Below are 24,758 nucleotides of genomic sequence, written 5' to 3' on the forward strand. Positions count from 1 at the left end.
CGCCCGTACCGGACAGTACGTTCGGGCGGGCGCTCAGGGTTTGGAATTTGAGGTTCGAAGTTAATTGCTGGAGGCAGGTATCGAACTGTTTCCCTTCATCGCCTCCCAATACGCGTGCAGGCGAGCAACAAATTGTTCGGGATTTTCTGCATAAAGTCTTCGTCCCAGGGACCAGGCTTTTGATTGCAGCTGACTTCTTTCTTCGTGGACCAACCCTGCTACTAAACGATGCCCGGCAAGATTTGTCGCCTTACTTTCTTCGGATTTAAGGATTTGTTGCAAGACAGCGAGATCATGATCCAGGCCCAGCAAATCAGACAGTTCGCCCAGCGCGGTTTCCCAGGCCATCATAACCGGCGGCCATATCATCTGCAGGTAGCCCAGCTGGTAATAGAGATCTTTCACTCTTTTGCGCCATTCGTGCAAATGTTCTGCGGTGGTATCTTCCCTGGCTACTCCCCTGTTGGTCATCCCCCGTCCGTAAGCTTTCACCATTCCGGCAGCAAAGGCACTAAAATCTTCGTGTTCCAGGTTCCAGCGGTGCACTGTCTCCTTGATCGCCTTTATGACCATGAGCACCTGCTCCGTTGTCCTATGTGATCTGATGATATTAAGCTGCTGTTGATGCCTCTTCTGTAATTGCTCCTTTATTTCCTGAAAGCCCGTATCGGGAAAAATGTCGGGATGTCTATCCCCGAGCAAGGTGATCGACTCGACCAAAACCGCGCTGTCCCGCGCATCGGACAAGAGCCTGGCTGCATCCCTCAGGGCTCGGTTGGCATTTTTATAGGTTTCTTCATTCATCCCGGAACGCACCAGTCGAAGCAGAGCTCTTAATTTCTTAAAATCCTTACGGGTTTCGTGTAGCCCGACATCCAATGATTCTGCATGCTGCAAGAAGTGTTCCGCATGGTCCAGTAATAGGAGGGCAAGTCGCTTTGTTCCCTTTTCGGGGGTTTCATCTGGATTATAATGTAGAATGATCGGGTCGTCCATAGCAGTGAATTAAAGGTAGGTTTTTTTGTAATTGGTGGCAAGGAAGTTGGTTGGCGGTTTGCAGTTTGCAGTTTGCAGTTTGCAGTTTGCAGTTTAGTTGAAAAAACAAATTATGAATTCAAAGGTTTTTCAGCCTCGCTGCCGGTTTCCTGCAGTGAGCATACCTAAATTATAAGCGGGGCGGGGTTAAGCGACCCCAGTTTTGAAACCGTATTTCCTGGTTTTTGGTAAGGAATTCTTCACGCCCGTAATCTTTGACCTGGTAATCCCCGACAAATCACATTTTAACTGGAAAACGCATTAGTTTATTTCCTAATAGTGTTCAACATATCCCTATTTAATACAGACCTTTAGACTCATGAAAACCATCGATCCTAAAATCATCCGGCAGCTCTTCATTCTCTCCCTGATCGTATTCATCGGGCTACTGATCATGAAGAATATGATGCCGTACCTGTCCGGGGTACTTGGAGCAATCACTATATACGTTCTGCTCAGAAAGCCCATGGCCAAGTTGGTCCGAAAAGGATGGCATCCCGATCTCGCGTCCGGTTTACTGATGCTGGCCTCATTTATCTGTATACTGATTCCTGTTGGCGGATTATTGATGATGCTGGGGAATAAAGTAAGTAAGGCTGTACAGAATTCGGAACGTTTTGTAAATGCGCTACGAGAACAGCTGAAATATGTTGAGGACAAGGTGAACTATGATCTTACTGCCCAATTAGACAGCGAGGCTTTCAGCGGATGGGTTTCTAATAACCTGCAGAGTGTCGCCAACAGTACTTTTGAAATCCTGATCTCGCTGGTGATCATGTATTTCCTATTGTATTATATGCTGACCAATCGCAGTAAACTCCGGGAATCATTGTATGAATACATTCCCATCGGCGAGGACAACCTGAAAATGATTGGCAAGGACGTTAAAGAGATGGTACGTGCTAATGCCCTGGGGATACCCCTGGTTGCCATTGCCCAGGGAATCGTAGCGTTGATAGGATTTCTCATCTTTAAAATAGACAGCCCCTTCTTCTGGGCCGGGATGGTGGCCATCGGTTCTATGATCCCGTTCGTTGGAGCGCTGCTAGGGACTATTCCCGCTTTTATCCTCACCTTGTCTGCAGGGGATGATTTCGCGGCTTTCGGGATCCTGATCTATGGCCTGGTGGTGGTTGGTTCTACGGATAACTTTATCCGGCTGTATGTACTTCGCCGGCTGGATAATGTTCATCCCCTGATCACGCTTATCGGGGTACTGGTCGGGGTGCCGCTGTTTGGTTTTATAGGGTTAATCTTCGGTCCTTTGCTTCTCAGTCTTTTCCTTGTGATCGTCAGGATCTATAAGAAGGAATACGGGAGGCAGGAGACTCTGTAGTTCAAGGTTCGAGGTTCGAAGTTCGAGGTTCGAGGCCTACCTTCGGTAGGTAAATTCGAGATTCGAAATATCCTATTATTTAAAGATGGCTTCCGGCTGGGCAGAGAACTTTTCAAAATTTTCATAAAAGGCGCCTACGTGCCTGGCATCCATCAGGGCGTGGTGTACCTGTACGGATAGGGGCATCAGTTTCTTATCCCCTTCATTAAATATCTTACCCCAGCTGATCCGCGGCACACTGTCGTGCGGGTGATAATGCATGGCATGCTGAATTGCCGTGAAGCGTATCCAGGGGATTGCTGAAAGAAATAGGTAGTCATCTCGTCCGGGTTCATCCTCCATCACCGGGTCAGTTTTCATTTTTTCAATATGTGCAGCAGCTTCCTTAAGGAAGATTCCCGGATCCGGGTTGTAGGGAACCGTACAGAAACTGAAGACATCGGTAGCTGCTGTGGGAACAGTAAAAGAAGGATGCACGGCCTGGTGCTCTACGACTTCTTCTCCCCGAATCCGCCGGCGGAATTCGGTTACTTTATTAGCTGCCTTGGACAGCAGGTAAACCAGCCCAGTGTGAACAGAAATACTCTCTTTTTTAAAATAAGGCAAAAGTCGGGTCACCTCAACATTAGCGGTAATGCTGAAATGCGGATGGTTCATGGCATTAAAAAAATCAAAGTGTTTCTTTCGGTGGGGATTGCTAAAGCTAATCTTTTTCATGGATGAGGTTTGGAATGGTCTAAAGGTCTAGAAAATCTGACAATCCTGGAAGATGAAAATCTAATCCCTGCATGTTTTCTGCAAGCTGGTCACCTAAATTAACACCGGGGAGGGGTTTGGAAAACCCCGAGTCTCCAGGAATAAACTTTAAAAATGCAAGTTTGCTGCAGTGTGCTCTCTTAACTTACGACCGGGGAGGGATCGTTGATCCCCTGAACTCAAACTCCAAGGCATTTCTTCTCCTACTACAAGTTTCCTGCAGGCAAAACATTTAGTTTATAACCGGGGCGGGGTTTAGCAAACCCCGGTTTAATCAAGATAAAAATTGGTCCATGCATGTTTACTGCAGGGGAGACCTGTATCTTATGATCGGGGTGGGATAGTCGATCCCCTGTGCCCATCCACCATATTATTTCTACCCCTGCAAGCTTTTTGCAGCCTGGGCACTTAACTTATCACCGGGGCGGGATCATTGATCCCCGGTTTTCACCCTTAAAACCAAGCTTTTTATTCTGGCACTTCCTGGCTACAGAAGGCCCCAAGCTTCAACATTATACAGGTTAATATAAGTCGATATCCCAACCCATGAGACCACTCGTTTAGTTCTCAGAATTACCGAATCCGCCAAACACGCTGTATATCAATTACTTACGAAACATGAAGGAAAAATCCTCTTTTTCACGTCAATTTCCCTAGCGAAACCACAAATCCACTCCGAATCTACTGCCTAGTTTTGCACCAAAGAAAGACTGAATTAGTTTATAGTGCCTACGAGAATATATTGGCAGGGCAAATGAAGGTTTTTGACATGAACAGTCCCTGCTTTTTCGTAGCATGCTAATTATAAGTATTAAAAGGGAAGATCAGGCACCCAGTGCCTTTTTATATACACTTTGTTTGAATGTCCGCGAGTAGTGTTCATTCAAAAAGATCTGAATTATAGGAGCCGGAGCCCCTCCGGACCGGTTTATGATTACCCGTCGGTTCCATTTTCAAACTCCAACCGGGTAGTTCATCGTACACCGTAAGGTATTCCGTGCCCCCTTCCCTTTTTACTACCCTTTCTTATTATTAACATAAAACATTTAAAATGAAACACCTACAATCATTTAAATCACTGGCTTTGGCCGGATGCGTAGTCATGGGATTGGCATTTCAATCATGCGAAAACAACGACGATAATACCGATACGCGGGTAGAGGACTTTGCCTCTTTTACGGTATCTGATCAAACCCTTTCCGCAGATAACAAATTAACCATCGCCCAGGCGACCTTCCCTGAAGACGGCTGGATCGTGATCCACCCGGATAACGGCAGTGATGCACCGGACCAGTCGACCAACCTGAACGAGCCGTTATTGGTCTCTGAAGCCATCGCTACTGATATCGAGGTAACGCTGAAAGACGATGTAACCATAGAAGACGAACAGAAGCTATGGGTAGTCCTTTATAAGGATGACGGTACTTTAGGTACTTTCGAATATGACGGTCAGAATGGATTGGATATGCCTTACATGAACGATGACAACCAGTTGCTGACGGCCTCCTTTATTGTCAATGTAGACGCCGAAGCAAACGCTACCGGTTCATTTACCGCTGAAGACCAGGATATTGAAGATAATACCCTGATCGTAAGCGAAGTGACTGTAGACCAGGACAGCTGGGTAGTCGTACATGCCGATAACGGGGAAGACGGACCTGTAGTTCCCGAGATCATTTCAGAACCCGTATTCCTGGAAGCAGGGACCTACAATGATGTGGAAGTAAGCCTGAACAATTCGGCCAACATCAAAGAAAACGATAAGCTCTGGATTATGCTGCATTCAGACAGTGGCGTAAGCGGAGAATACGAGTTTGACGGGGAGAACGGTTTAGATCTACCTATTGAAGATGCTGAAGGAAATGTAGTAACATCTTCTATAACTGCCCTGACCGTAGAAGCTGTAGCGTCTTTTGAAGCTGCTGACCAGGTGATCTCCCAGAATACCGTGATCGTAAGTTCTGCCACTTTCAACCAGGACGGATGGATCGTGATCCATAAGGATAATGGTATGGGCGGACCCGTTGTACCGGAGATCGTTTCCGAACCTAAATATGGTGAAGCAGGAACTGCCACCGATGTTGAGGTACAGCTGGATGATGATTACAGCTTTACCGATGGAGAAACCCTTTGGGTGATGCTGCATACTGACAACGGAGTAGAGGCCGTATACGAATTTGACGGTAACAACGGGCTGGATACACCTATCCTTGACGATGCAGGTAATGCAGTAACCTCAGCTATAGTCATCAGTGCTGCTTCAGTGACTGCTGTAGACCAGACCGTGACTGAAGGAAAAGTAATGATTGATGAAGTTGTTGCTGCTGTAGACGGATGGATCGTAATTCACAACGATGATGGCATGGGCAACATGGTATTGCCAGACATTATCGGGAAAGCGAAAGTTACCGCCGGAGTCAATTCTAACGTAGAAATCACACTGGATGAAGGTGTCAATATCACCTCCGGACAAAAGTTATTCGCTATGTTACACATAGATGGTGAAAACCCGGACGAATATAACTTCCCAGGAGCTGACATTCCAGAAGTATTCGGATTTGCAGGAGACAACGCCAACGTGATTGTTACTGAAATTACCGTACAATAATCCCGGTTAATTAGCTAAACTGGATCATCGGAAATCCCGGACCTTTGGTTCGGGATTTTTTGTGCCCGGTCACCTCGAGCGCTTCGGCAAGCTCAGGACAGGCTTTCGAGTGGCATTCATGTTTTGAGTTTTGATTGGTTCTGGACTACGCTCGAACTGACATATCATGATCAGAAATAAATTCTAGTTGCAGGGCTCGAAGTGACAGTTTATGCTAGTTTTATGTCATGTATTCCAACTCAATCTCGAACAAGGCCACTTTCTCCCCATGGTAATGATCGGGTAGTCCGCTGGTATCCTGCATGGTAAACATGCCCAGGAAATCAAAGCCACAATCCTTGTAATGCTGAATCAATCGTTGGTTATCGCCCAAAGTATCCAGTCGGATATAGCGCTTGCCGTGTTCCCCGGCATAATCATGAGCCCAATCCACGATAGTCTGCACAAAATTATGCCCTCGGAAGTCGGGGTTTACAGCGATCCGATGGATATACACCGCCGGGTCTGCATTCCGTTCTTCCCAGATCTGCTCGTCGGTAAAGGTGGTAGCCCAGACGCAGGCTATCTGGCCGTTGAAAAGCAATTTCCACTGGCGGTTTTCTGCAATCTCTGTCCGGACCATATCCGGGTCAAAGTCGGGCCAGACCACGACCGTCTTCTTGCTCCGCTGGTAGGCCGATGCCTCCCGGTAGAGGCGGAAGATCTCATCGAAGTCAGCGTGGGTCGAATTCTCTATTTGCATGCTGTTTGTTAGTGGGTGTAAAATTCCGCAATCCATTCGGTGGATGCAACCCGGTTCTTGCTTTTTTAAAGGGACATAGGTACATAGGGACAAAGGGACACAAGTTTATAAGGATTGTCTGACCTTCGAACCTCGAACTTCGAACCATTAAAGTATTGTTAAGCTGTAAGGTAGTGACACTTATTTCGTCTAACTTTGTAATGAAAAGATTAAACAAAACTGATCGCGGTTGTTCCGCTGTCCTATAAAATATTACACATGAAATTATTAGAACCCTTTAATCTGAAAGGATTACAACTTAAAAACAGTATGGTTATGGCGCCGCTTACCCGCGCCAGGGCCGAAGGCAACGTGCCCAACCAGCTGATGGTACAATACTATGCCGAGCGGGCCACCGCCGGGCTTATCATTACCGAGGGCACCGCGCCTTCTCCCAATGGCCTGGGTTACGCCCGTATTCCCGGCATCTATACCCGCGAACAGATAGAGGGTTGGAAGATGATCACTACGGCCGTGCATGAGAACGACGGAAAGATCTTTTTACAGCTGATGCATACAGGGAGGGTATCCCACCCGGAGAATATGGAAAAGGGCGCTAGGGTGGTAGCCCCTTCTGCAGTGCGACTCAACGGGCAGATGTATACAGACACCAAAGGCCCCCTATCCTACCCCGAACCCGAAGAAATGACTTTGGCCGATATCTCCCAGGCCCAGGACGAATTCCTGCAGGCTGCTATCAATGCCATCGAAGCCGGTTTTGACGGGGTGGAGATCCACTCTGCCAATGGTTACCTGGCCGACCAGTTCCTGAATACCGCTACAAACAAAAGGCATGACGCCTACGGCGGCTCTATAGAAAACCGCACCCGCTTTACACGCGAGATTACCGGGCAGATCGTAAAGGCTATCGGAGCTGAACGAGTAGGGATCAGGCTCTCTCCTTATAGCACCTTTAACGATACCGAGGTCTTTGATGGCATGGAACGGCAGTTCCTTTACCTGGTTGATGAACTTAAACAGTATGACCTGGCCTATGTCCACCTTGTAAATAACACAGCACTGGGTTCCCCGGACGTGAACGAGGACATCTTTAAACAGATTCGTAAAAGATACAAGGGTAACCTGATCATGAATGGAGGGTATGATAGAATCAGCGGCGAAGAAGCCCTGATCCGCGAGGAAGCAGACCTGATCTCCTATGGTCGGTCCTTTATCGCCAACCCGGACCTGCCCTATCGTTTTTCTTACGATCTGCCCCTGAACCACCCGGACCCGGATACTTTTTACACCCCCGGTGAAAAAGGCTATACCGATTACCCGGCCTGGGCAGAAAGCCAGGTTGCAGAAGTACAGTAAGGTCACCCGGACGGTCCAACATGTGGGTGACCCCACAACCCCCGGAAGTCACATGGGTCTGAAGGGGGTTATCATAACCCTCCGAAGCTCCACCAGGAGCGAAGGAGGGTTTTTCTTTACGGCTAATTCGCGATTTGTGCCTACCTGCGGGCAGGCAGGGTTCGCGGTTTAATATTAGGGCACGCATAAATATCTAAATAAAAACGAGACCCGTTTTGAGTCTCGTTATTATGGTGCTTTGTAGTGCTATAAGCAGCTTTAGGCTTACCCTATGGTCAAAAGTCCTATTCCTTCAGATAGACCAGCTTTTCCAGGCGGGCCAGTTCTTTCTCGTCTACGTACTTGCCGATCTCTGCACGAAACTGCTCCATGTTCTTGTACGGGCGGTATTCTTCAAACTCGTGCGCCATACGGTCGCCTACTCCCGGAAGGGCTTTGATGTCTTCTTCAGAGGCCGTGTTCAGTTCTACAGGCACATACACGTAGTTCAGGTAGCGGGCAACTTCCTCTTCATCCACGTACTTACCGATCTCGCGTTTAAACTGGGCCACACTGGTATACGGGCGGTATTCCTCAAACTCGTGCGCCATGCGGTCGCCCACCCCGGGGATCATTTTAAAATCGGCCTCAGCGGTGGTGTTCAGGTTCAGGGGGATAAACATTTTCTTGTAGAGTTCTTCCTTATTCACCTCATCCCCCAGCATCTGGTCCAGTTCGTTCATGCTGAGCAAGGGTTTCTTTTCCATGATCCCGGCGATCAGGTCTGCGGAGAGTCCCGCTGCTTCAAGGTCGGCTTCCGTAGCCAGGTTAACGTTCAGCACCGCAGTGCTGGCAGTGGCTTCGGTTTCGGTCACCTCCATGGAATCCTGTGCGGCGGATTCGCCGGTTTTATCTTCTGCTTTCTGCTCTTTACAGGCAGTGAAAAAGAGGCCCAGCAGGGCAGCGGTAAAAAAGTAATGTTTCAATGTTCTCATGTATGTTGTTTTAATAGAATTAGGTAAACGTATCCAATCAATGCAAGCACGATCATGCTCCCCGGTGCCAGGGTGGGCAATGCCCCGGACAGGCTGTCGACAAACAGGTGCCAAGCGCTGGCCGTAGGCTGCATTTCCTGCTCAAACTCGTAATTCGCCCTCAGGTGCAGGAAAGTGCCGTAAAGCCCGCTAAAGACCGTGAGGACCAGTACCGTTTTAAAAAGCAGCACGGACACCCGTGACCGATGCAGCAGCAGTACAAACACCAGCGACAAGGACGACCCGATGCACAGCAAGGGGATCAGTTGGTTCAGGTCTTCGTAATGATCGAGCAGCACCAGTTCCAGGGCGGTCCCCAGCATCATAAAGAGCAGGGTGACTACCAGGACCGGTAATGCCTTTATCGGCTTGTTGATCAACATTCGTTCTCGCATTCCGGGGATAAATGTAAGCAGGGAAATCGAGTTTTAAAAGTTATTTAGAACTTTTCTAAATAGCATCGCTTACAACTAGGTTCAGAAGGTGTACTGAAGACTGGTTATCCGGGTAAGCCGGGCTGTTTTCATAAAGAAAAATACAACTGTAAATGTCGGTGCGAGCCCTTCGGCTACATCCAGTCTGTGACTTACTTATGTCAGGTCGAGCCCTACGACTAGAACTTAATACTTATTATGAACTGTCAGTTCGAGCCCTTCGGCTACATCCATTCTGTGACTTACTTATGTCAGGTCGAGCGGAGTCGAGACCCCTTTTGGAGGTTCTGCCTTCACTTGCTCAGAACAGGCTCGAGTCGAGAACCGTTTAAGAGGCATCATACCATCAGTTCTCGACTCCGCTCGAACTGACATAATTTAAAATGTCCTAAAACATGACCAGGCAGAACTGACATCATCACTCCAACCCCCTCAGGAATCCTTTGAACTTTTCCGTGTTATAATCCGCCATCCCCTTGTGCTGCAGTACCAGCCTGCCTTTTTTATCGATAACAAAGGTAGCCGGGATACTCCCGGTCTGGTACTGGGCCGGTAAGGGTGCTGCCAGTTCGTAGATGGGCAGGTCATAGCCTTTGCGCTTCATAAAATCCTTCGCGGTCTGAAAATCCCGGTCCTGGGACAGCAGTACAAAGACCACTTCATCTCCCATCTCCTCGTATAGATCTGCTATACCGGGCATTTCCGCGATACAGGGCGGGCACCAGGTCGCCCAGAGGTTTAAGAAAACTACTTTCCCCTCCAGCTCTTCCAGGGCAATCAATTTTCCTTCCGTATCCCGCAGCAGCAGGTTTCCATCCGCTTTGGGGTATTCCGTTGTGGATTCTTTGTCAACAGAAGGATTCATCAGGCCGGTGGCCAGTATTCCCCTTTGGGCAAAGCCTATCACCTCGGTGTGTTTGCCGGTGGCGTACAGACCAAGGGCTATCAGGGCGACCAAGCCGTAGAATATCCAGTCTTTTGTTTTTTTACTCATGTCGTATTCCGATTTGGTCGCTTAGAGGGACAGGCTTTTGTAGCCTTTATTCTGCAAGCGAAAGTTATGAAGAATCCCGTTCTCTACTACTTTTATTCCTTTGGGCAGGCTGCCTGCATCTACCTTGAACTTTTTCAGGGAGAATCCACAGGCAACAATGGTCACCCCTTGTGCTTCTGCTTCCTGCAAATAAGGTGTCATCTGCTCTTTATCAGTAAGATCCCCGATATGCTGCCCACAGACAATCACCTGGAAGTCGCCGAAAAGCTTTCCTTGCTCTTCGTGTAATGCCTTGGCGGTAAGCAAAATCGGTTTTAACTGCGGTATTTTCTTGGTAAGTACCACATAATTATGAACAGTAATATCCTGCGCCTGTACAGGGCTTGAGAACAAAGTAGTAAGAGCTAGTATAAGACTTATATATAAGGTTTTCATGATATTCAGATTTAAGAGTTAATAGTGTTTTTTGTATCGTTCAGGAGGAAAAATAAAAGCCCCCCGAGAATAGCGATGTTTTTAAATAAGGGTCCCAGGGTGGTGATCTGTCCCACCTGGACAGTCAGGGTAATCGGGATCAGTACTGCTATTAGTACAGCTGCCGTATAGCGTGGCTTGATGTTCAGTAAGAACAGTGCGGCGGCTAACAGCATCACCACCCCAGATAAAAAAACCAGGGATTGAGGTTCGCCGAAAAAATAGGCGATTCCCTTAAAGTTGGCCTGTTCTATCCGAGCCGCGGTTTTCCCGGGTTGCAACAGGTGGTTACCCCCTGCTACCAGGAAGATGCCGCTCAGCATAGCCCGCAACAGGTGGACCGAAAGCCGACTTGCTTTGATGTGTGTATGCATCTTTAAGATTTTAAGTACGTAATAAGGAGTAAGCGTACGCCCGGCAGCTTTAGTGTGCCATGACGTACAAACCATGAAGTAGTACTAGCTGAACCGTGGAGGTGGTGCATTCACCTCGTTAAAAAAGGAGTAACGAGCCTGGAAAAAAGAAATGATCTGCCGGCTCTTGGGAGGGGTAGTAATGGATAGCACAGGAGCTTCCGGCAATTGCAGGCTGGTAGTACAAGGGATGCCTAACTGTAAAATGGATACCGGGCTATCCGCAGTATCGCTGTAATTTGCATGGTGGTTTCCCAAGCGGTCAGCACTGTACCGGTTTTTACAAAACGGGTTCTCTACCTGCACAGCCCCATCGCTAACCAGGGGGATTAGTACCTTGGCCTGCATTGCAGTAAGGTTGGCAGCGAGGGCCAGCAGGAGAACTATTGCTTTGAATTTAAAACCACGCATCATACGCGAAATTAGGGTTTCATAAAGGTTGCGTATGTAACGTATGTTACATATAATGTCTTGAAAGATATCTCCGTTGACGACGATATTTTGCTCTTGATAATGAGATAGTAAATGTGAAGTTGAAGATTGTAGAGTGAGCTGTTGCTAATGATAAATAATAAACGCCTTTATTGATATTGATACTTTTTTGCATTGCTCAAAAAAGTATCCAACCCGCCCGTACCGAACGGTACGTTCGGGCGGGAAAACGCTAGGCTGCATTTTCCTTTCTGCATTTCTACGGCCTCGCGCTCTGCGCTGTCCGATACCGGCAATAATGTTTTTTACCTAAAGATAAATTTCCGTCCTCCCCCTCTTCCCGGACAGCTTCTGGGACCTCTCAGCCTTGAACTGCAACGAAAAGAAAATGATGCCGGCCAAGCTTTTTTGATGATACTGCTCCCTCTCTCGTTGGGAGAGGGTTGGGGTGAGGGATTTAAACAATAATTCAAAAATCATCAAAACATCCCCCTCGCTACTACTCATGGGATTCGTAGTAGCTCTGCCCCCTTGAAAGGGGGAATACATAAATTGAACCTTTGGATTAACTACGCCTTGAATTGCTAATAAAGAAAGTGATACTGTTGAGAATTCATGAAGTTGGGGAATGCCTTTTCTTCAGTATAGGCTAAGGGAACTTGGAATGGTACTCGAAAATGGCGAAGCCATTTTTGGCCAAGTTTCCGTGCCGGTTTTGCGCAGCAAAAATACATACAGAAAAGGCAGAAGAGGCCCTTTCTTTGCTTCGTTTCTTTGGGCCAGCAAAGAAATGAAGAGAAAAAGAATAGCACGATTTGATTACATATGATTACCCAGTGTATGCTCCAGAAGAATACGTCAACTCATAACTATGCGAATACACCTCAAAAACAATCCCAAACGGATCCTCCACATAACACATTTTAAACGGCTTTTCATCCGGGTAGTATTCCCGGATCGGCATGCGCTGCTTGCCGCCAGCGGCTTTAATCTTTTCTACCAGGCCTTCGATGTCCGGGTCCTGTATGCAGAAATGGAACAGCCCGGTGTTGAAGGGTTGAAAATCCGGGGCTTCCTTTTTGCCCTGCCCTTCTTTAAAGGCAAAGAGTTCAACCCCAATCCCGTCTGAAGTAGCCAGGTGTGCGATCTCGAAACTGCCCCAGCCGGAACCGAACACATCGATACACATTTTCCCGATAGCGGTCTCGGTCTCCTCCTCTACGGTAGAAGGTTCCATGATTACGTACCAGCCCATGATCTCGGTATAGAAGTCCACGGCTTTTTGAATATCGGGCACGGTAAGCCCAATGTGTGAAAACGAACGGGGGTATGCGGCTTGCTTTGTCATCTGTAAAATTTTTACAAAGAAAGTCCAACCCCCTCTTTTAAAGGGCCAGTATTCCCCTAATTATTAACGCGATTTCTGAATACCTTGTGTACATCCGGGCTTAATGAAATCAATATCAGGCCGGGCTGTATAATATCTCATTCTTCTTCAGGAAGCCTGGGACCGTTGATGACCTGCCCGTTCTGGTAAAGCGTAAGGCTACTCACATTTCCCTGCTCATCCCTATTGAATGTGATCTGAGCAGGAACCACTTTCAGGTAGAACTCGGTTTGGGATTTCGGGAAAATATCAAACTGCGGCTGGCCGGTGGCTTGGGCCTTCAGCTGTTCTCCATGTTTGGTTACCGTAAGTATAAAGTTTGGCGCAAGCGCGTACTTCCCCTCGTAAGATTGCAGGACCTCAGCTGAAATGCTTACCTCCTTGACCAGCTCTTCGGTCTTTACGCCCAGCTTTTGCAGCATTTTAATCCCGTTAGTATTCCCCGGGTTCATTTCCACGGACTTTTTGTAATTCTCGATTGCCTTATCGTTCTCTCCCATCTCCATCATGGCTTCGGCATAGCTGTCATAGACATTAAATGATTCCGGGTGGGCAGCTATATTGAGTTCAAAAACTGCGGCGGCGGCCTCGGTTTCACCCCTGCTTAACAGCTGGTAGCCTATCATATTCATCTCGTTCTCGGAGCGTTTATAGTCATCTGATTCCTTCAGCTGCTCATACTGCTGCAGGGCTGCCTCCAGTCCGTCCTGGGCTATCCAGTCTTTCAGGGAATACGCCAGGGATCGCTTTGGTGCCTCGTAGGGCTTATCGTGGAGAATCGCCAGCATGGATTGTGTGATATTATTCAGGGGAGCACCGCCCGTATTATTCAGCAATACTACCAGGTTCTGGTTGTCCGGTTCCCTTACGATCAGGGTATTGAAGCCGTTTATTCCGCCCCCGTGTTCTATCACTTCCACACTATCACCAGAAATGCCTACCGGCATTTTGCGCACAAACCAGCCGTAAGCATAGTGGCCGCTCCCGGCCGCTACCTGGGGCTTAAACATCAGTTTGGTGTATTTTTCAGACAGGACACGGTTTTCATACAGCGCAAGGTCCCATTTGTGCAGGTCCTCCGCGGTGGAATACAGGGAGCCGGCCGCGTAGGGAATGGACATATCCAGGTAGGGCGCATTCACATACCCACCATCTCCTTTTTCATAGCCGGTGGCCCGGTTTTTTAAAATGGTCTTATGCAGGTCAAAGCCTGTATCCTCCATCCCCAGGGGCTCTAAGATCTTCTCCTCCAGGTTTTTTTCATAGCTCTTGCCGGTAATTTTTTCCACGAGTACTCCCAGGAGGAAGTAACCCGAATTACTGTAGGCGAATTGCTCCCCGGGGGTGAACTGCAGGGTAGAATCGGCAAAAACTTTGACAAACTCTTCCGGGGTAAAGGGGTCCCGGGACATCCCCTCGAAGAAATCGGGAAATGCGGTATAGTTAGGGATCCCGGAAGAATGTGTTAAGAGGTGGTGGGTGGTAATGGTACTCCCAGTGCCCTCGGGGTAGTCGGGCAGGTAGGTGGTGACCGGCGCATGCAGGTCTATCTTCCCTTCCTCTGCCAATTGCAGGATGAGTGCAGCAGTAAACTGCTTGGTGATAGAGCCCAGGCGGTGCTTGGTATCGGCCTGGTTGGGAATATCCCACTCCATATTGGCCTGCCCTGCTCCACCTTTATAAATGGCCTCCCCCTGCTCCGCCACTAAGGCCGAACCATTAAAATACCCATAGTCGTGGTATTGATTCAGTAGGGTTTGCAGTTGTTCGGTTTTGGTCTGTGCCGAGCCTATCAGAAGGAATAAAAAGAAGCAGCTGAAAAAGGTTAAATTTTTACGGGTGCAAGGTGCTGAGTTGGTCATGATTGGTCTGTTTATATAGTTAGACTTCCTAATTAGGAGATTGTTACAATTTAAATTCAGTGAGCTGTCAAATCTCGGCGAATGTTATTGGCTGCCGGTAACCATAACAGCTACCTTGATTGCTAGTTGCTTCTATTCCTATAATATCCTTTATTGCTTAGACCGGTTCAGTACCACCCCGGTTTGCTCAGCGTTTTGCTCTGCCTCGCACCAATTCCTTACCTGTTGCTCCAGGTAACTCCAGGGCATGGTGCCCTGCTCCAGGTAAAGGCTATGGAATTTCTTAAGGTCAAACTTATCCTGCAGGCAATCCTCGGCCATGGTTCTTAGCTTACTGATCTGCAGCCAGCCAAAGCCATAGGTCATCAGGTTCACCGGGATGGAGGCACCGCGGTCTACCAGGTATTCTGCATCTTCCCGTTCAAACTCAGGGTCTACAGATAGGATATATTCAATAGCTTCTTCCTTGCTCCAGCCCTTGGCATGAATCCCGGAATCGAATACGAGGGCCGTGAGTTCCGGGAAGAAGAGAGTTCCCATTTTGCCTTTTTCGGAGGTATAAATTCCCATTTCCAAGGCTAGTTTTTCGGAATAAATCGCCCAGGCTTCAGAATAACCGCTGCGTACGTAATACCTTGAAAACGGATGCTTATTGAGCTCCCGGGCATAGGTAGCCTCTATGTGATGCCCCGGGATGGTTTCATGGAGCGTATTTCGTTCCACTAAACCGAGTGAAATATTTTCCGGGGGCATGGTCTTCATATAGAAGATCGCGGGTTGTGAACCATCCATAGGAGCCTCCTGGTAATGTGGTGCCCCCTCTAACTGTTCTATTTTCGGCATAGGTTGGATCACTACATTTGCTTTCGGCATATAGGAGAAATAGTCGGGCAATTTATCTTTAGCCATTTGCAGAATATGACGGCCATGGGCTAATACTTCCTCTTCACTTTTAAAAAATAGCGACTGATCTGTTTGGTATTCCTCTTGCAGCTGCTGTAGTGTGTTAACCCCATAGATCTGCTGTCCCAGTTGTAGCAATGTTTTCTCTCGTTCTGCCACCATCTCTAAACCTTTCTGATGCAAAGTATCCGGGGAGATGTCCGAACCCAAAATTCCTTTAATCAGCGCCCGGTAACAATCAGCGCCATCCGGGATACTTGCAAGGGATATCTCTGGCCTTGCAGATGGCAGGTACTCTTGCCGTAAGAACTGCCGGTAATTTTCCAGTTCGGGCATAATTTCCTGCTCTACAATCTTCCTGAGCGCTTGCCTGAAGACCAGTGAAGAATCGCGCAAGGCAGGGAGGTAAAAATTATTATTCTCAATGGGGCCATTGATCAGGTAATCCAGCTGTTCTATGGACGTTTTCACTACTGGAGCCGGTAGGGCATAACCGTGTTCCAGCCCATATTTATTATTGGCTAAGTCGTTTCGGATGTACTGCGGGATCTTCTTCCATCGATCCAGCGTGGCTTGCCTGCTAGCTTCATCCCCCACCGGTTGTCTCTGACCTAATTTTAAAAACGGGCTGTGAAAGAAGGCTTCCTGGGCATTGATATTCCATGTTTCCTGTTTACAAACCCGCTTTACCCGGCTGGCCTCCAGCTCGTCTTTAAGTTTTATATAAACCGGGTAATCACTTCCGGTGGTATCCAGCTGGTGCAGTAATTCCCAGATAGAATCCTCTACCCGTTGAAAACGTGCGATCCCCTGCATGCTGTTGTCTGAAAGCCGGCTATGATTGGCACCAGGCTGCCCGTCAATGGTGGCCCATTCCGGGTAATGATCAAAGTAGGCTTGCAGGTAATCATTCGCGAGCTTATCTATATTGAAGCTTTGATCACCGGGATTTTCTTTGTTGTCCTTACAGGCGGTCAGTGATAGAATGAGAATGGAAAAAAGGCATATAGAAGCCCGGCATAGGGGGTTAAGCTTTTCCATGGCAGGTCTGCTTAGGTTACTGATCCGGGGAACATTGATGCTCATAATAAATATAGAAAAAATTCTTTAATGTGGGCGGGTGGGATAACAGGGACATTGGGACATAGTTACAGAGAGACAAAGGTGACAAGGATGACGATGGTGACGATCGTGATAACTGTGACAAAAGGACAGATCTTAACTCATCCAACTTCGAACTTCAAACCTCGAACCTCGAACATTCCCCCCCCCCCCGCCTGTAACAATTCCAAATCCTTCTACTCTTTTGTCATATTACCTATATTTATATAAACCACCAACACATGAAATTCACCCTAAGCCTGTTAGCATTCCTGCTGCTGATCTCCTGCGGGAAGGAAGCCAAAAAGAACAGCGCGGAAGAAGCCAGCCAGTACTTGGAAAACCACTTATACCGGGAATACCACCTGGCCAGTGAAGGGGTGCAGCCCGATACCCTTCTTAACGAAATGCAAAAGCACCATGTTGTAGGCACTAGTATAGCCGTATTGCACGATGGGAAAATCCAATGGGCCAAGGGATACGGCCTGGCCAATGACCAGGCCCCGGTAGACAGCACTACCCTATTCCAGGCGGCATCTATCTCTAAACCCATCGCCGCACTGGCGGTACTGAAGTTGCTGGAAGATGGAAAAGTGTCGCTGGACAGTAACGTGAACACCTACCTCAAAACCTGGAAACTCCCTGGAAACAAATTCACCCATGACAAAAAAGTAACCCTCCGGCAGCTGCTTTCTCATACAGCCGGTACCAATGTGCATGGCTTCCCGGGTTATACGGAGAAGGATTCTATGCCAACAGGTATCGAAGTTTTAGAAGGCAAAGGAAATACGGATGCGGTGGTGTTAGATACGGTGCCCGGCACCCGTTATAGATATTCCGGGGGTGGGTATACCATCGTGCAGCAAGTGATAGAAGATGTAAGCGGAATGACTTTTGAAACCTATATGCAGCAGCATATCCTGGAACCCCTGGGGATGCATCGCAGCACCTATGCGCAGCCTTTACCGGCAAACCGGGAGGCCGAGGCCAGTGCAGCCTTTGACGGCCAGGGCAACAAGATCAATAACGGCTGGCATCACTACCCGGAACAGGCCGCAGCCGGCTTATGGACCACCCCTTCAGACCTGCTTCGGTACGTACAGGAAATCCAGGCCATCCGTGCAGGGAAAACAAACGGCCTGTTACAGCCCGAGACCGTGAACATGATGTTGGCTGAAAACGAGCATATGCATGGCCTGGGCCCGTCTTTGGAGAAAATTGGAGACACCCTTATCTTTTCACATGGGGGCAAGAATGCCGGTTACACCAATGTTTTTATGGGGTTTGCCGACCAGGGGAAAGGTTTGGCCGTCCTGACCAACTCGGACAAGGGGGGGCGTATCTTGAGTGCCATCTCCCGGGGCGTCTCGGATTACTACAACTGGGGTATCTATAAACCCCAACTACTGGACACCATCTCCTTGCCCGACTCTTTTTTAGAACAATTCACCGGCAACTACACCTATGTATCCCAGGTGCCCGGCGCAGGCGGTGATTACAACATGTCTGTACAACTAAGAGAAGGGCAACTACACATCCTGGATATACCTGAGAGCACCACCTATTCTTTTGTAGCCACAGACTCCCTCCACTTCCGAGACCTGCAAAAGAACGCCCGCATCCATTTTGATGAGGGCCCGGTGCTTTGGTGGAATGGGAGGTTTGAGTTTAGGAGGAGGTGAGATTGATCCTTTTTCGAGAATTAGTTGGGTTTGCCGTTGGCTTTTTTACGGGGTGTGTTTTTACTAAAATACGGTGAGAAGTTCAATGTTTGGGCTGGAATAGTATTGATTCTTGACTCGGAGAGTACAGATACCCCCCTGAATGATATAGTGGAGCAGGTACCTAGTACGTTATAGCGGGAGAGCAAAAATGACGCACCTCAAAACAATAACGCGAACTTTGAACTTTTCAGCTCACAACCCAGTGAAAGCACAGTGCATTGTACTCGTGATTCCCCATAAGCGCCATGGCATGCCCTTATTCCACCATAGTGCGTACAATCTCTAAAGTCTCAGGAATCTTTGGGCCACGGTCAATATAATCTCCTACAAAGAAGGCCTTCCGGTCTTCATGGGCGAATACCCCATCCTTCTTTTCATAGCCTAGCTTTAACAAAAGCTGCTGTAATTCATCCGCGTGGCCATGAATATCTCCTATGAGATCGAATTTATTTATAAATCCGAAATTACTATTTCTAAGGTAAATAAGGTATGTGCCGATCAATATATATGTGAGCAGCAAATATGATAATATTCGTTTGTAAATGACTATTTTCGATAGTCTAACCACCAACATATTTATGAAAGAAAAGGAGTTATTCACAGATATTACTAAGGAAAATATATTAAAAGCAATACACACGGTTGATCATGAAGGATATCCTTCTAACCGAAAATCTACTTCTTACGATCTTGTTTATCAGAACAAGACTTATCCTCCAAAGTATTTAACATCATTAGCTGGGTATTTCTCTAACGAATATTTTATACCTCATAGTCGATTTAGTGGAGGAGAAAATAGTGCTTGTTTTTCTATGCTACGAGATTTTGGGTTTCAAATTCTCCCAAAATCACAAACTACAGATATAGAGGAGTCGATACCAGTATCGGGCATCCACCTAAAATATACGAACCACGCTATTCCAAATCCATTGGATGAGGAGAAATTAAACGATCTATTTGATCAGTACGTTGAGGTTTGTCTAAATACCGATTGGCTATCAGTTCAGGAAAGTTACAAGCTCAAATTTGGTCGATGGATAGATGATCATATCGATTTTGATAGTCAAACCGATGAAGAAATAATAGCAAAATGTATTGAATCTCAGGAGCAAGTGTATTATGAGAACAGTTCGGTAAAAGGCGTCAATTTTATAGTGAGTAATCTAAGGTTTCGCGACCATTTTATCTCTTTGTTTGATGTACAACTACTTCGTAAACTTTATGATGATGAATTATTGGAGAATGAAGAGTTTAAAAAGAGTGAACTCAGTTATCCGAAATTTAGTTCTTGGGCGGGCACATTGATTCCTCATAATTATAAGCCCTATGCTAATGAGAGTTTGATTAATTGTATTGCTTATCTATTTAACCTTAATGAATATCATAAATCAGGATTAAAAGGATTTAATCTTGCAAACACATGTTTAAATGAAATCGCCAGTAGTCTTCTTGATAATAAAAAAGAATCACTACATAAGTTGGTAGAATTGTTATTTCCAGAGGATTCAGAACTACGGGAAGTAGACTTGTCGTGGCTTGTACAAGATTTTATACTATATCTGCACAGGGAAGTTTTACAAGAAGAAGTGAATTATTATTGGGTCAATCAAGGATCTTCCTACAATAATGAATTGGAGAGAGGCATTATTGCTGCACCTGATAGTAAACTTCATCATCATAAGCGATTAAAGGATCTTAAGGAAGGGGATATTTTAATCCACTATTCTGAGAGTGCAGTGCGTGCAACTTCAGTGGTATCTAAAGAATATACCATTGGCCCAAGACCTTATAACTTGGAACAATATGCAGAAGAAGATGTTATACTTGTCGGAGTCGGTTATGATGTTTTAGATTCTCCAATTCCAATAGCTAAGGTCCAAGATGTTTTTATTAATAATCGACAAATACTTCCTAAGAAATATAGTCCATTTACAAACAATCTGAAAATTAACCAAGCCTACTGCCTGAACTTCACCAAAGATGGCTTTCAAGCGCTGTTTGAATCAGGGGGTAACCCGGGGGGAGATAATGTACCTCATATAAATTATGGCAAACATAAAAACATGGAATTTCCATTAAATCAAATCTTATACGGACCTCCTGGCACCGGAAAAACTTACGCGACCAAGGAATTAGCCGTTCGAATAGCGAAGCCTAATATCGAGTTAGATGCTATAGAAAATGACAATGATAAAAGGCAACTGGTATTAAACGAATATGAAAAACTGGTCAACGATAGGCAGGTTGTCTTTACTACTTTCCATCAATCATTCAGTTACGAAGATTTTGTTGAGGGAATTAAACCTACCCTTTCAGCTGGAGAAGATGAAGGAAGTGATAATGTCCATTATGAAATTAAGGCAGGACTTTTGAAAGAGATAGTTCAATCGATCAAGAATAAACAGGAGCTTCAATTGATGTCTGATAGGAATTTTAACATCCCTAAAGAAAAATTTCAGAAACCAATTAATAAAATTTCTTTAGGAAATTCACAGGTTAGCGCTGACGAGGCGATATATCAATATTGTATAGAAAATGATAGAATAGCTATTGGATTTGGCGAGGATATTAATTTTGAAGGAGTTGAAAGCGTTTCTGACATTCGTAAACGCTTTAAAGAAGGTGGCATTGAAGTAAAAGGGGCCAACGATTTCAATGTCACAGCGATGGAGCGCTTCATTCTCTCTATGAAAAGTGAGCAGTTGGTATTTGTGTCTAACGGAACTTTTAAATTACGTGCTATAGGCGTTATCGAAGGAGATTATTTTTTAGATAAACAGGCGCCTATACCTTACAAACAATTTAGACCAGTAAAATGGTTGTACACAGATTTAGATTTACCAATTAAAGAAATTTATGGGAAACTTTTTTCGCAACAGACTATCTATCAAATCTCTCCGGGTCAAATTTCTGCTGGTAGCTTCAGGCTGAAAGAAAGAAATGAACACGTTCCTAGCAATCAAAATCATATCCTAGTTATTGACGAGATTAACCGAGGTAATGTATCTGCTATATTCGGGGAACTTATAACATTAATAGAAGAGGATAAAAGAAGTGGAGCGGTAGAAGAAGTTTCAGTTACCCTTCCTTATTCACGAGAATCTTTTTCTATTCCTAAGAACCTTTACATTATTGGTACAATGAACACTGCAGATCGAAGTGTGGAAGCCCTGGATACAGCGCTAAGGAGACGTTTCAGTTTTAAGGAAAAGATGCCTAATCCTAATCTATTGAAAGGGAAAGTAATTGGGAGCCTCGACCTATCTACAGTTTTGGAAACGATCAACCAACGCATTGAACAATTGATTGACAGAGATCATACCATTGGGCATTCCTATTTTTTTAAGGTACAAAATACCACAGATTTGGCTCATGTATTTAATGACAAAGTCGTCCCCTTGTTGCAAGAATACTTCTATGGGGACTACGGCAAAATAGGATTGGTTTTAGGAAAAGCCTTTGTGACAAAATCCAATGGCAGTAAAGTGAGCTTTGCTGATTTTGATTATGATACCATCGATTTTGACACTCCAGTATATACATTAAAAAAGATTGATGCCGATGGCATAATAACGGCCTTAAACATCCTCTTAGGTAATTCTGTACAGGAGCATGCGGAAGCCTAGAATCATTTCGGTTTTTGAACACGAGCGATTACGGATTGGTGATAAAGGGTTTACCCAAGTGCACCTAGATGCCATGTTGCGGTTAAATGACTATCACCTAGGCGCTTATTTTGAGCCCATTTCTAAGGGGGTCAAGTTTAGTCAGTATGTAGGGGTAATCCAAGTAGATGGACTTATCATAGAAATTCACCCTAAAGCCGACAAAGATGAGGATAGTACACCTTGGCGTGGTGTTCTGTTGAATATGCTAAAGGCCTGTGGAAAATTAAAGGCTTCCACCACCGGTGCAGCAAACGTGAATCGCCGCCATTTGAATCTATTAGAGGTCTACTTTGAGTTCTATTTACGAGAGATAGAGGGGCTTACTCGAATGGGGCTTATTAAGCAATATCGTAACGAAACGAAAAACGTAAAGGCCCTAAAAGGGAAGCTAGAATTCGCAGGCAATCTACGGCAAAACCTCATCCACAAAGAACGATTTTACACTACTCACCAAGTGTATGATACTAACCACCTCTTACATCAAGTCTTAAATCATGCCCTTGAGATTGTAGAAGAGTTCACTAAAGGCACTCGCTTATACGATTTTGTGAAACGGGTTCAATTAAATTTCCCAGAAGTGGATTCGCGCAGAATTTCGGCAAAACAGCTTTCTAAGATTAAACTCAATCGTAAATCAGCGCCTTATAATTATGCCTTAGAATTAGCCCGACTCATCATACTTAATTACTCGCCCGACATCAAAGGCGGCCAGGAGCGTATGCTTTCCCTTTTGTTCGATATGAATGAGCTTTGGGAAATATATATCTATAAGCAAGTACTTAAGGCCGTACAGGGTACGGATATAAAGGTCATTCCTCAAGATTCCAAACCATTTTGGGGTCCTAATTCCTTGAGGCCTGATATTGTACTTCAAAAAGATTCTAAAACCTATATTATTGATACTAAATGGAAGCGCCCCATGAATAAGTCGGCCTCCATTCAAGACCTACGCCAAATGTACGCCTACTGCAGGTTTTGGAATGCAGAGAAAGCTATGTTGCTTTATCCTGGTACTCCTACTAATCAATCTTTCAAAAAGTATGAAACTGATGATTACCATAAGAATGGAGAAGAATATCCCGCCCAGGTGGAGCATGCATGTAAGTTGGGGTTTGTTTCAATTTTAAACCCCAACGATCAGTTAGACGATATGATCGGATCAAAGGTTTTATATCTTGTTGACATATAACATTTTAAATTTTCATCTTCAAATATTACATATATCATTTCTCCCAAATTTATTATATGGTTCTGATTATAGATTACACTGCGACTAATAAAAGATTAACTCTACTCGCGTAGTAATTTATCCAGAATGGCTTTGGACAGGCGTTTAATTAAAAAAAACCAAGTATCAATTCCATAAAAATAATGAGATTTATATGTTTTTATTATCAAATGATCAATTATTATTAGTTTTATTAAAAATTATTCAAAAATAACTGTGTTTTTTTGATTTAGGGTATTGACAAAGCCCTATTAAATAGAGAGGTTACTTAATGTATTTTAATCACCGGATTTAGCAGGCTAGTGCAGAATCATTACTACAAAATATCATCATTATGGGAAAAAACTGGAATTCAAAAACGAACAGTTGGAATGAAATTAAGAGTAAGGACGTGCTCAAGAAAGTTGAATTATGTGAACAATATAAATCTATGGGATTGTCTGTAAGTGAAATTTCGATAAAGCTAGGATTGAGTAAATCAAGAGTTTATGAGTATCTAAGAAAATAATAAAGTTTTTGGGGGTTTATAACCATTATGTACGGTGTTCGAAATGTGATCATTCCACAAATATAATACGGTACTATAATATCGAGATTCGTCCCAAACCTGGAGTATCTGAATCTGTTATAGAATGGAACTATTGCAAGGATTGTGAGTCTTTGACAAAATGGTTTATGGGAGAAGGGAAAATACATATTCCGCTAATTTATTCCATTAATTACTCCAAAAAGGAATGGAATATATCAGAACTCAATTATCTCTTACAACAAGAAGAAGAAAAATTAATAGAGATTCTCGAAAGAATTGAGTACTATTCAAGGAGATTCCTGATCAAGATTCTAAATACAGTGAAATTAAATATATTGGAAAAAGAAACAAGAGATCTAGGTAGGCGCCTTATTGAATTAAAGGATGATATCCATGTATCAACTAAAAATGTAAAGTACTTTGAGAATCTAAAACCATCCCCCAAATGTTTAGAATGTGGTAACGAAAAATTACAAGACAAACCTATTCATAAATGTGGAGGAGAAATACAGGTTGTTACTGATCAAACTTTAAGAATAGTTCCCTCAGAAATTATAGATTTTATTTATGAATATGACAATTATGGCAATGTTATCAAAGTGGAAGCTGGGGGAGGGTTAAACAACCCTATATTTATAGCATAATGGCAATTAATGTTATAGGTGAAAAATCAGATAGCAGCGATATTAGAAAGTTATAAACCCATTTAGCTGCTATTGAGCTATTCTGAACGAAGGACTTCATTAAATGTCCGTTTAAAAAT

Annotated in this window: 20 protein-coding genes; 7 read left to right on the forward strand and 13 right to left on the reverse strand. The window is 45.1% G+C overall.

Features of this window, described 5'->3' with window-relative positions; genetic code table 11:
* Positions 1 to 60: 60 nt before the first annotated feature.
* The gene (locus PP178_RS02690; protein ID WP_272592762.1) at positions 61 to 996 is read right to left on the reverse strand and encodes a CHAD domain-containing protein; all 936 of its coding nucleotides are present in this window, start codon (positions 994 to 996) and stop codon (positions 61 to 63) included.
* Positions 997 to 1,354: 358 nt separating this feature from the next.
* On the opposite strand from PP178_RS02690, the gene PP178_RS02695 reads away from it, so the two are divergent.
* Positions 1,355 to 2,371, forward strand: coding sequence for an AI-2E family transporter (locus PP178_RS02695; protein WP_272592763.1), 1,017 nt, complete (start codon positions 1,355 to 1,357; stop codon positions 2,369 to 2,371).
* A gap of 75 nt (positions 2,372 to 2,446) precedes the next feature.
* Here PP178_RS02695 and PP178_RS02700 read toward each other — a convergent pair whose 3' ends face one another.
* Positions 2,447 to 3,088, reverse strand: coding sequence for a chloramphenicol acetyltransferase (locus PP178_RS02700; RefSeq protein ID WP_272592764.1), 642 nt, complete (start codon positions 3,086 to 3,088; stop codon positions 2,447 to 2,449).
* 1,090 nt (positions 3,089 to 4,178) lie between these two features.
* On the opposite strand from PP178_RS02700, the gene PP178_RS02705 reads away from it, so the two are divergent.
* On the forward strand, positions 4,179 to 5,735 hold the full coding sequence (locus PP178_RS02705; RefSeq protein WP_272592765.1) for a DUF7282 domain-containing protein: 1,557 nt from the start codon (positions 4,179 to 4,181) through the stop codon (positions 5,733 to 5,735).
* A 220-nt stretch (positions 5,736 to 5,955) separates the two neighbouring features.
* Here PP178_RS02705 and PP178_RS02710 read toward each other — a convergent pair whose 3' ends face one another.
* Entirely contained in the window at positions 5,956 to 6,477 is a 522-nt protein-coding gene (locus tag PP178_RS02710; RefSeq protein WP_272592766.1) for a GNAT family N-acetyltransferase, read from the reverse strand.
* Between the two features lie 258 nt (positions 6,478 to 6,735).
* Between PP178_RS02710 and PP178_RS02715 the strand changes: the two genes are divergently transcribed.
* Positions 6,736 to 7,833: an alkene reductase gene (locus PP178_RS02715; RefSeq protein WP_272592767.1), complete on the forward strand. Its 1,098-nt coding sequence runs from the start codon at positions 6,736 to 6,738 to the stop codon at positions 7,831 to 7,833.
* A gap of 284 nt (positions 7,834 to 8,117) precedes the next feature.
* Here PP178_RS02715 and PP178_RS02720 read toward each other — a convergent pair whose 3' ends face one another.
* The 9 genes from PP178_RS02720 to PP178_RS02760 all read right to left on the reverse strand — a co-directional run bounded on the left by PP178_RS02720 (position 8,118) and on the right by PP178_RS02760 (position 16,786).
* On the reverse strand, positions 8,118 to 8,807 hold the full coding sequence (locus tag PP178_RS02720; protein ID WP_272592768.1) for a helix-hairpin-helix domain-containing protein: 690 nt from the start codon (positions 8,805 to 8,807) through the stop codon (positions 8,118 to 8,120).
* Positions 8,804 to 9,241: a hypothetical protein gene (locus PP178_RS02725; RefSeq protein WP_272592769.1), complete on the reverse strand. Its 438-nt coding sequence runs from the start codon at positions 9,239 to 9,241 to the stop codon at positions 8,804 to 8,806. The genes PP178_RS02720 and PP178_RS02725 overlap by 4 nt, the downstream gene beginning before the upstream one ends.
* A gap of 457 nt (positions 9,242 to 9,698) precedes the next feature.
* Positions 9,699 to 10,274, reverse strand: a complete 576-nt coding sequence (locus PP178_RS02730) for a TlpA family protein disulfide reductase (protein WP_272592770.1) — start codon at positions 10,272 to 10,274, stop codon at positions 9,699 to 9,701.
* 21 nt (positions 10,275 to 10,295) lie between these two features.
* Positions 10,296 to 10,709, reverse strand: coding sequence for a DsrE family protein (locus tag PP178_RS02735; protein WP_272592771.1), 414 nt, complete (start codon positions 10,707 to 10,709; stop codon positions 10,296 to 10,298).
* A gap of 11 nt (positions 10,710 to 10,720) precedes the next feature.
* The gene (locus tag PP178_RS02740; RefSeq protein WP_272592772.1) at positions 10,721 to 11,122 is read right to left on the reverse strand and encodes a DoxX family membrane protein; all 402 of its coding nucleotides are present in this window, start codon (positions 11,120 to 11,122) and stop codon (positions 10,721 to 10,723) included.
* Positions 11,123 to 11,206: 84 nt separating this feature from the next.
* A complete protein-coding gene (locus tag PP178_RS02745) occupies positions 11,207 to 11,575 on the reverse strand; it encodes a hypothetical protein (RefSeq protein ID WP_272592774.1) in 369 nt (122 codons plus the stop codon).
* 847 nt (positions 11,576 to 12,422) lie between these two features.
* Positions 12,423 to 12,941, reverse strand: coding sequence for a lactoylglutathione lyase family protein (locus tag PP178_RS02750; RefSeq protein WP_272592775.1), 519 nt, complete (start codon positions 12,939 to 12,941; stop codon positions 12,423 to 12,425).
* Between the two features lie 137 nt (positions 12,942 to 13,078).
* Positions 13,079 to 14,842 (reverse strand): serine hydrolase, encoded by a 1,764-nt coding sequence (locus PP178_RS02755; protein ID WP_272592776.1) that lies wholly within the window; start codon positions 14,840 to 14,842, stop codon positions 13,079 to 13,081.
* 150 nt (positions 14,843 to 14,992) lie between these two features.
* On the reverse strand, positions 14,993 to 16,786 hold the full coding sequence (locus PP178_RS02760) for a DUF885 domain-containing protein (protein ID WP_272592777.1): 1,794 nt from the start codon (positions 16,784 to 16,786) through the stop codon (positions 14,993 to 14,995).
* A gap of 302 nt (positions 16,787 to 17,088) precedes the next feature.
* On the opposite strand from PP178_RS02760, the gene PP178_RS02765 reads away from it, so the two are divergent.
* The gene (locus PP178_RS02765) at positions 17,089 to 18,528 is read left to right on the forward strand and encodes a serine hydrolase domain-containing protein (protein WP_272592778.1); all 1,440 of its coding nucleotides are present in this window, start codon (positions 17,089 to 17,091) and stop codon (positions 18,526 to 18,528) included.
* Positions 18,529 to 18,826: 298 nt separating this feature from the next.
* Here the strand turns inward: PP178_RS02765 and PP178_RS02770 are convergent, their stop codons facing one another.
* Positions 18,827 to 19,090 carry a metallophosphoesterase gene (locus tag PP178_RS02770; RefSeq protein ID WP_272592779.1) on the reverse strand — a complete coding sequence of 88 codons (264 nt, stop codon included), beginning with the start codon at positions 19,088 to 19,090 and terminating at the stop codon, positions 18,827 to 18,829.
* A 58-nt stretch (positions 19,091 to 19,148) separates the two neighbouring features.
* Between PP178_RS02770 and PP178_RS02775 the strand changes: the two genes are divergently transcribed.
* From PP178_RS02775 to PP178_RS02785, 3 genes are all read left to right on the forward strand, one after another.
* On the forward strand, positions 19,149 to 22,196 hold the full coding sequence (locus PP178_RS02775) for an AAA family ATPase (protein WP_272592780.1): 3,048 nt from the start codon (positions 19,149 to 19,151) through the stop codon (positions 22,194 to 22,196).
* A complete protein-coding gene (locus tag PP178_RS02780; protein WP_272592781.1) occupies positions 22,183 to 23,427 on the forward strand; it encodes an McrC family protein in 1,245 nt (414 codons plus the stop codon). Before PP178_RS02775 ends, PP178_RS02780 begins: the two co-directional genes overlap by 14 nt.
* A 714-nt stretch (positions 23,428 to 24,141) precedes the next feature.
* Positions 24,142 to 24,639, forward strand: a complete 498-nt coding sequence (locus PP178_RS02785; RefSeq protein ID WP_272592782.1) for a hypothetical protein — start codon at positions 24,142 to 24,144, stop codon at positions 24,637 to 24,639.
* The last annotated feature ends 119 nt before the right edge of the window (positions 24,640 to 24,758 follow it).

Source organism: Zeaxanthinibacter sp. PT1, from assembly GCF_028464225.1.
Taxonomy (GTDB): Bacteria; Bacteroidota; Bacteroidia; order Flavobacteriales; family Flavobacteriaceae; genus Zeaxanthinibacter.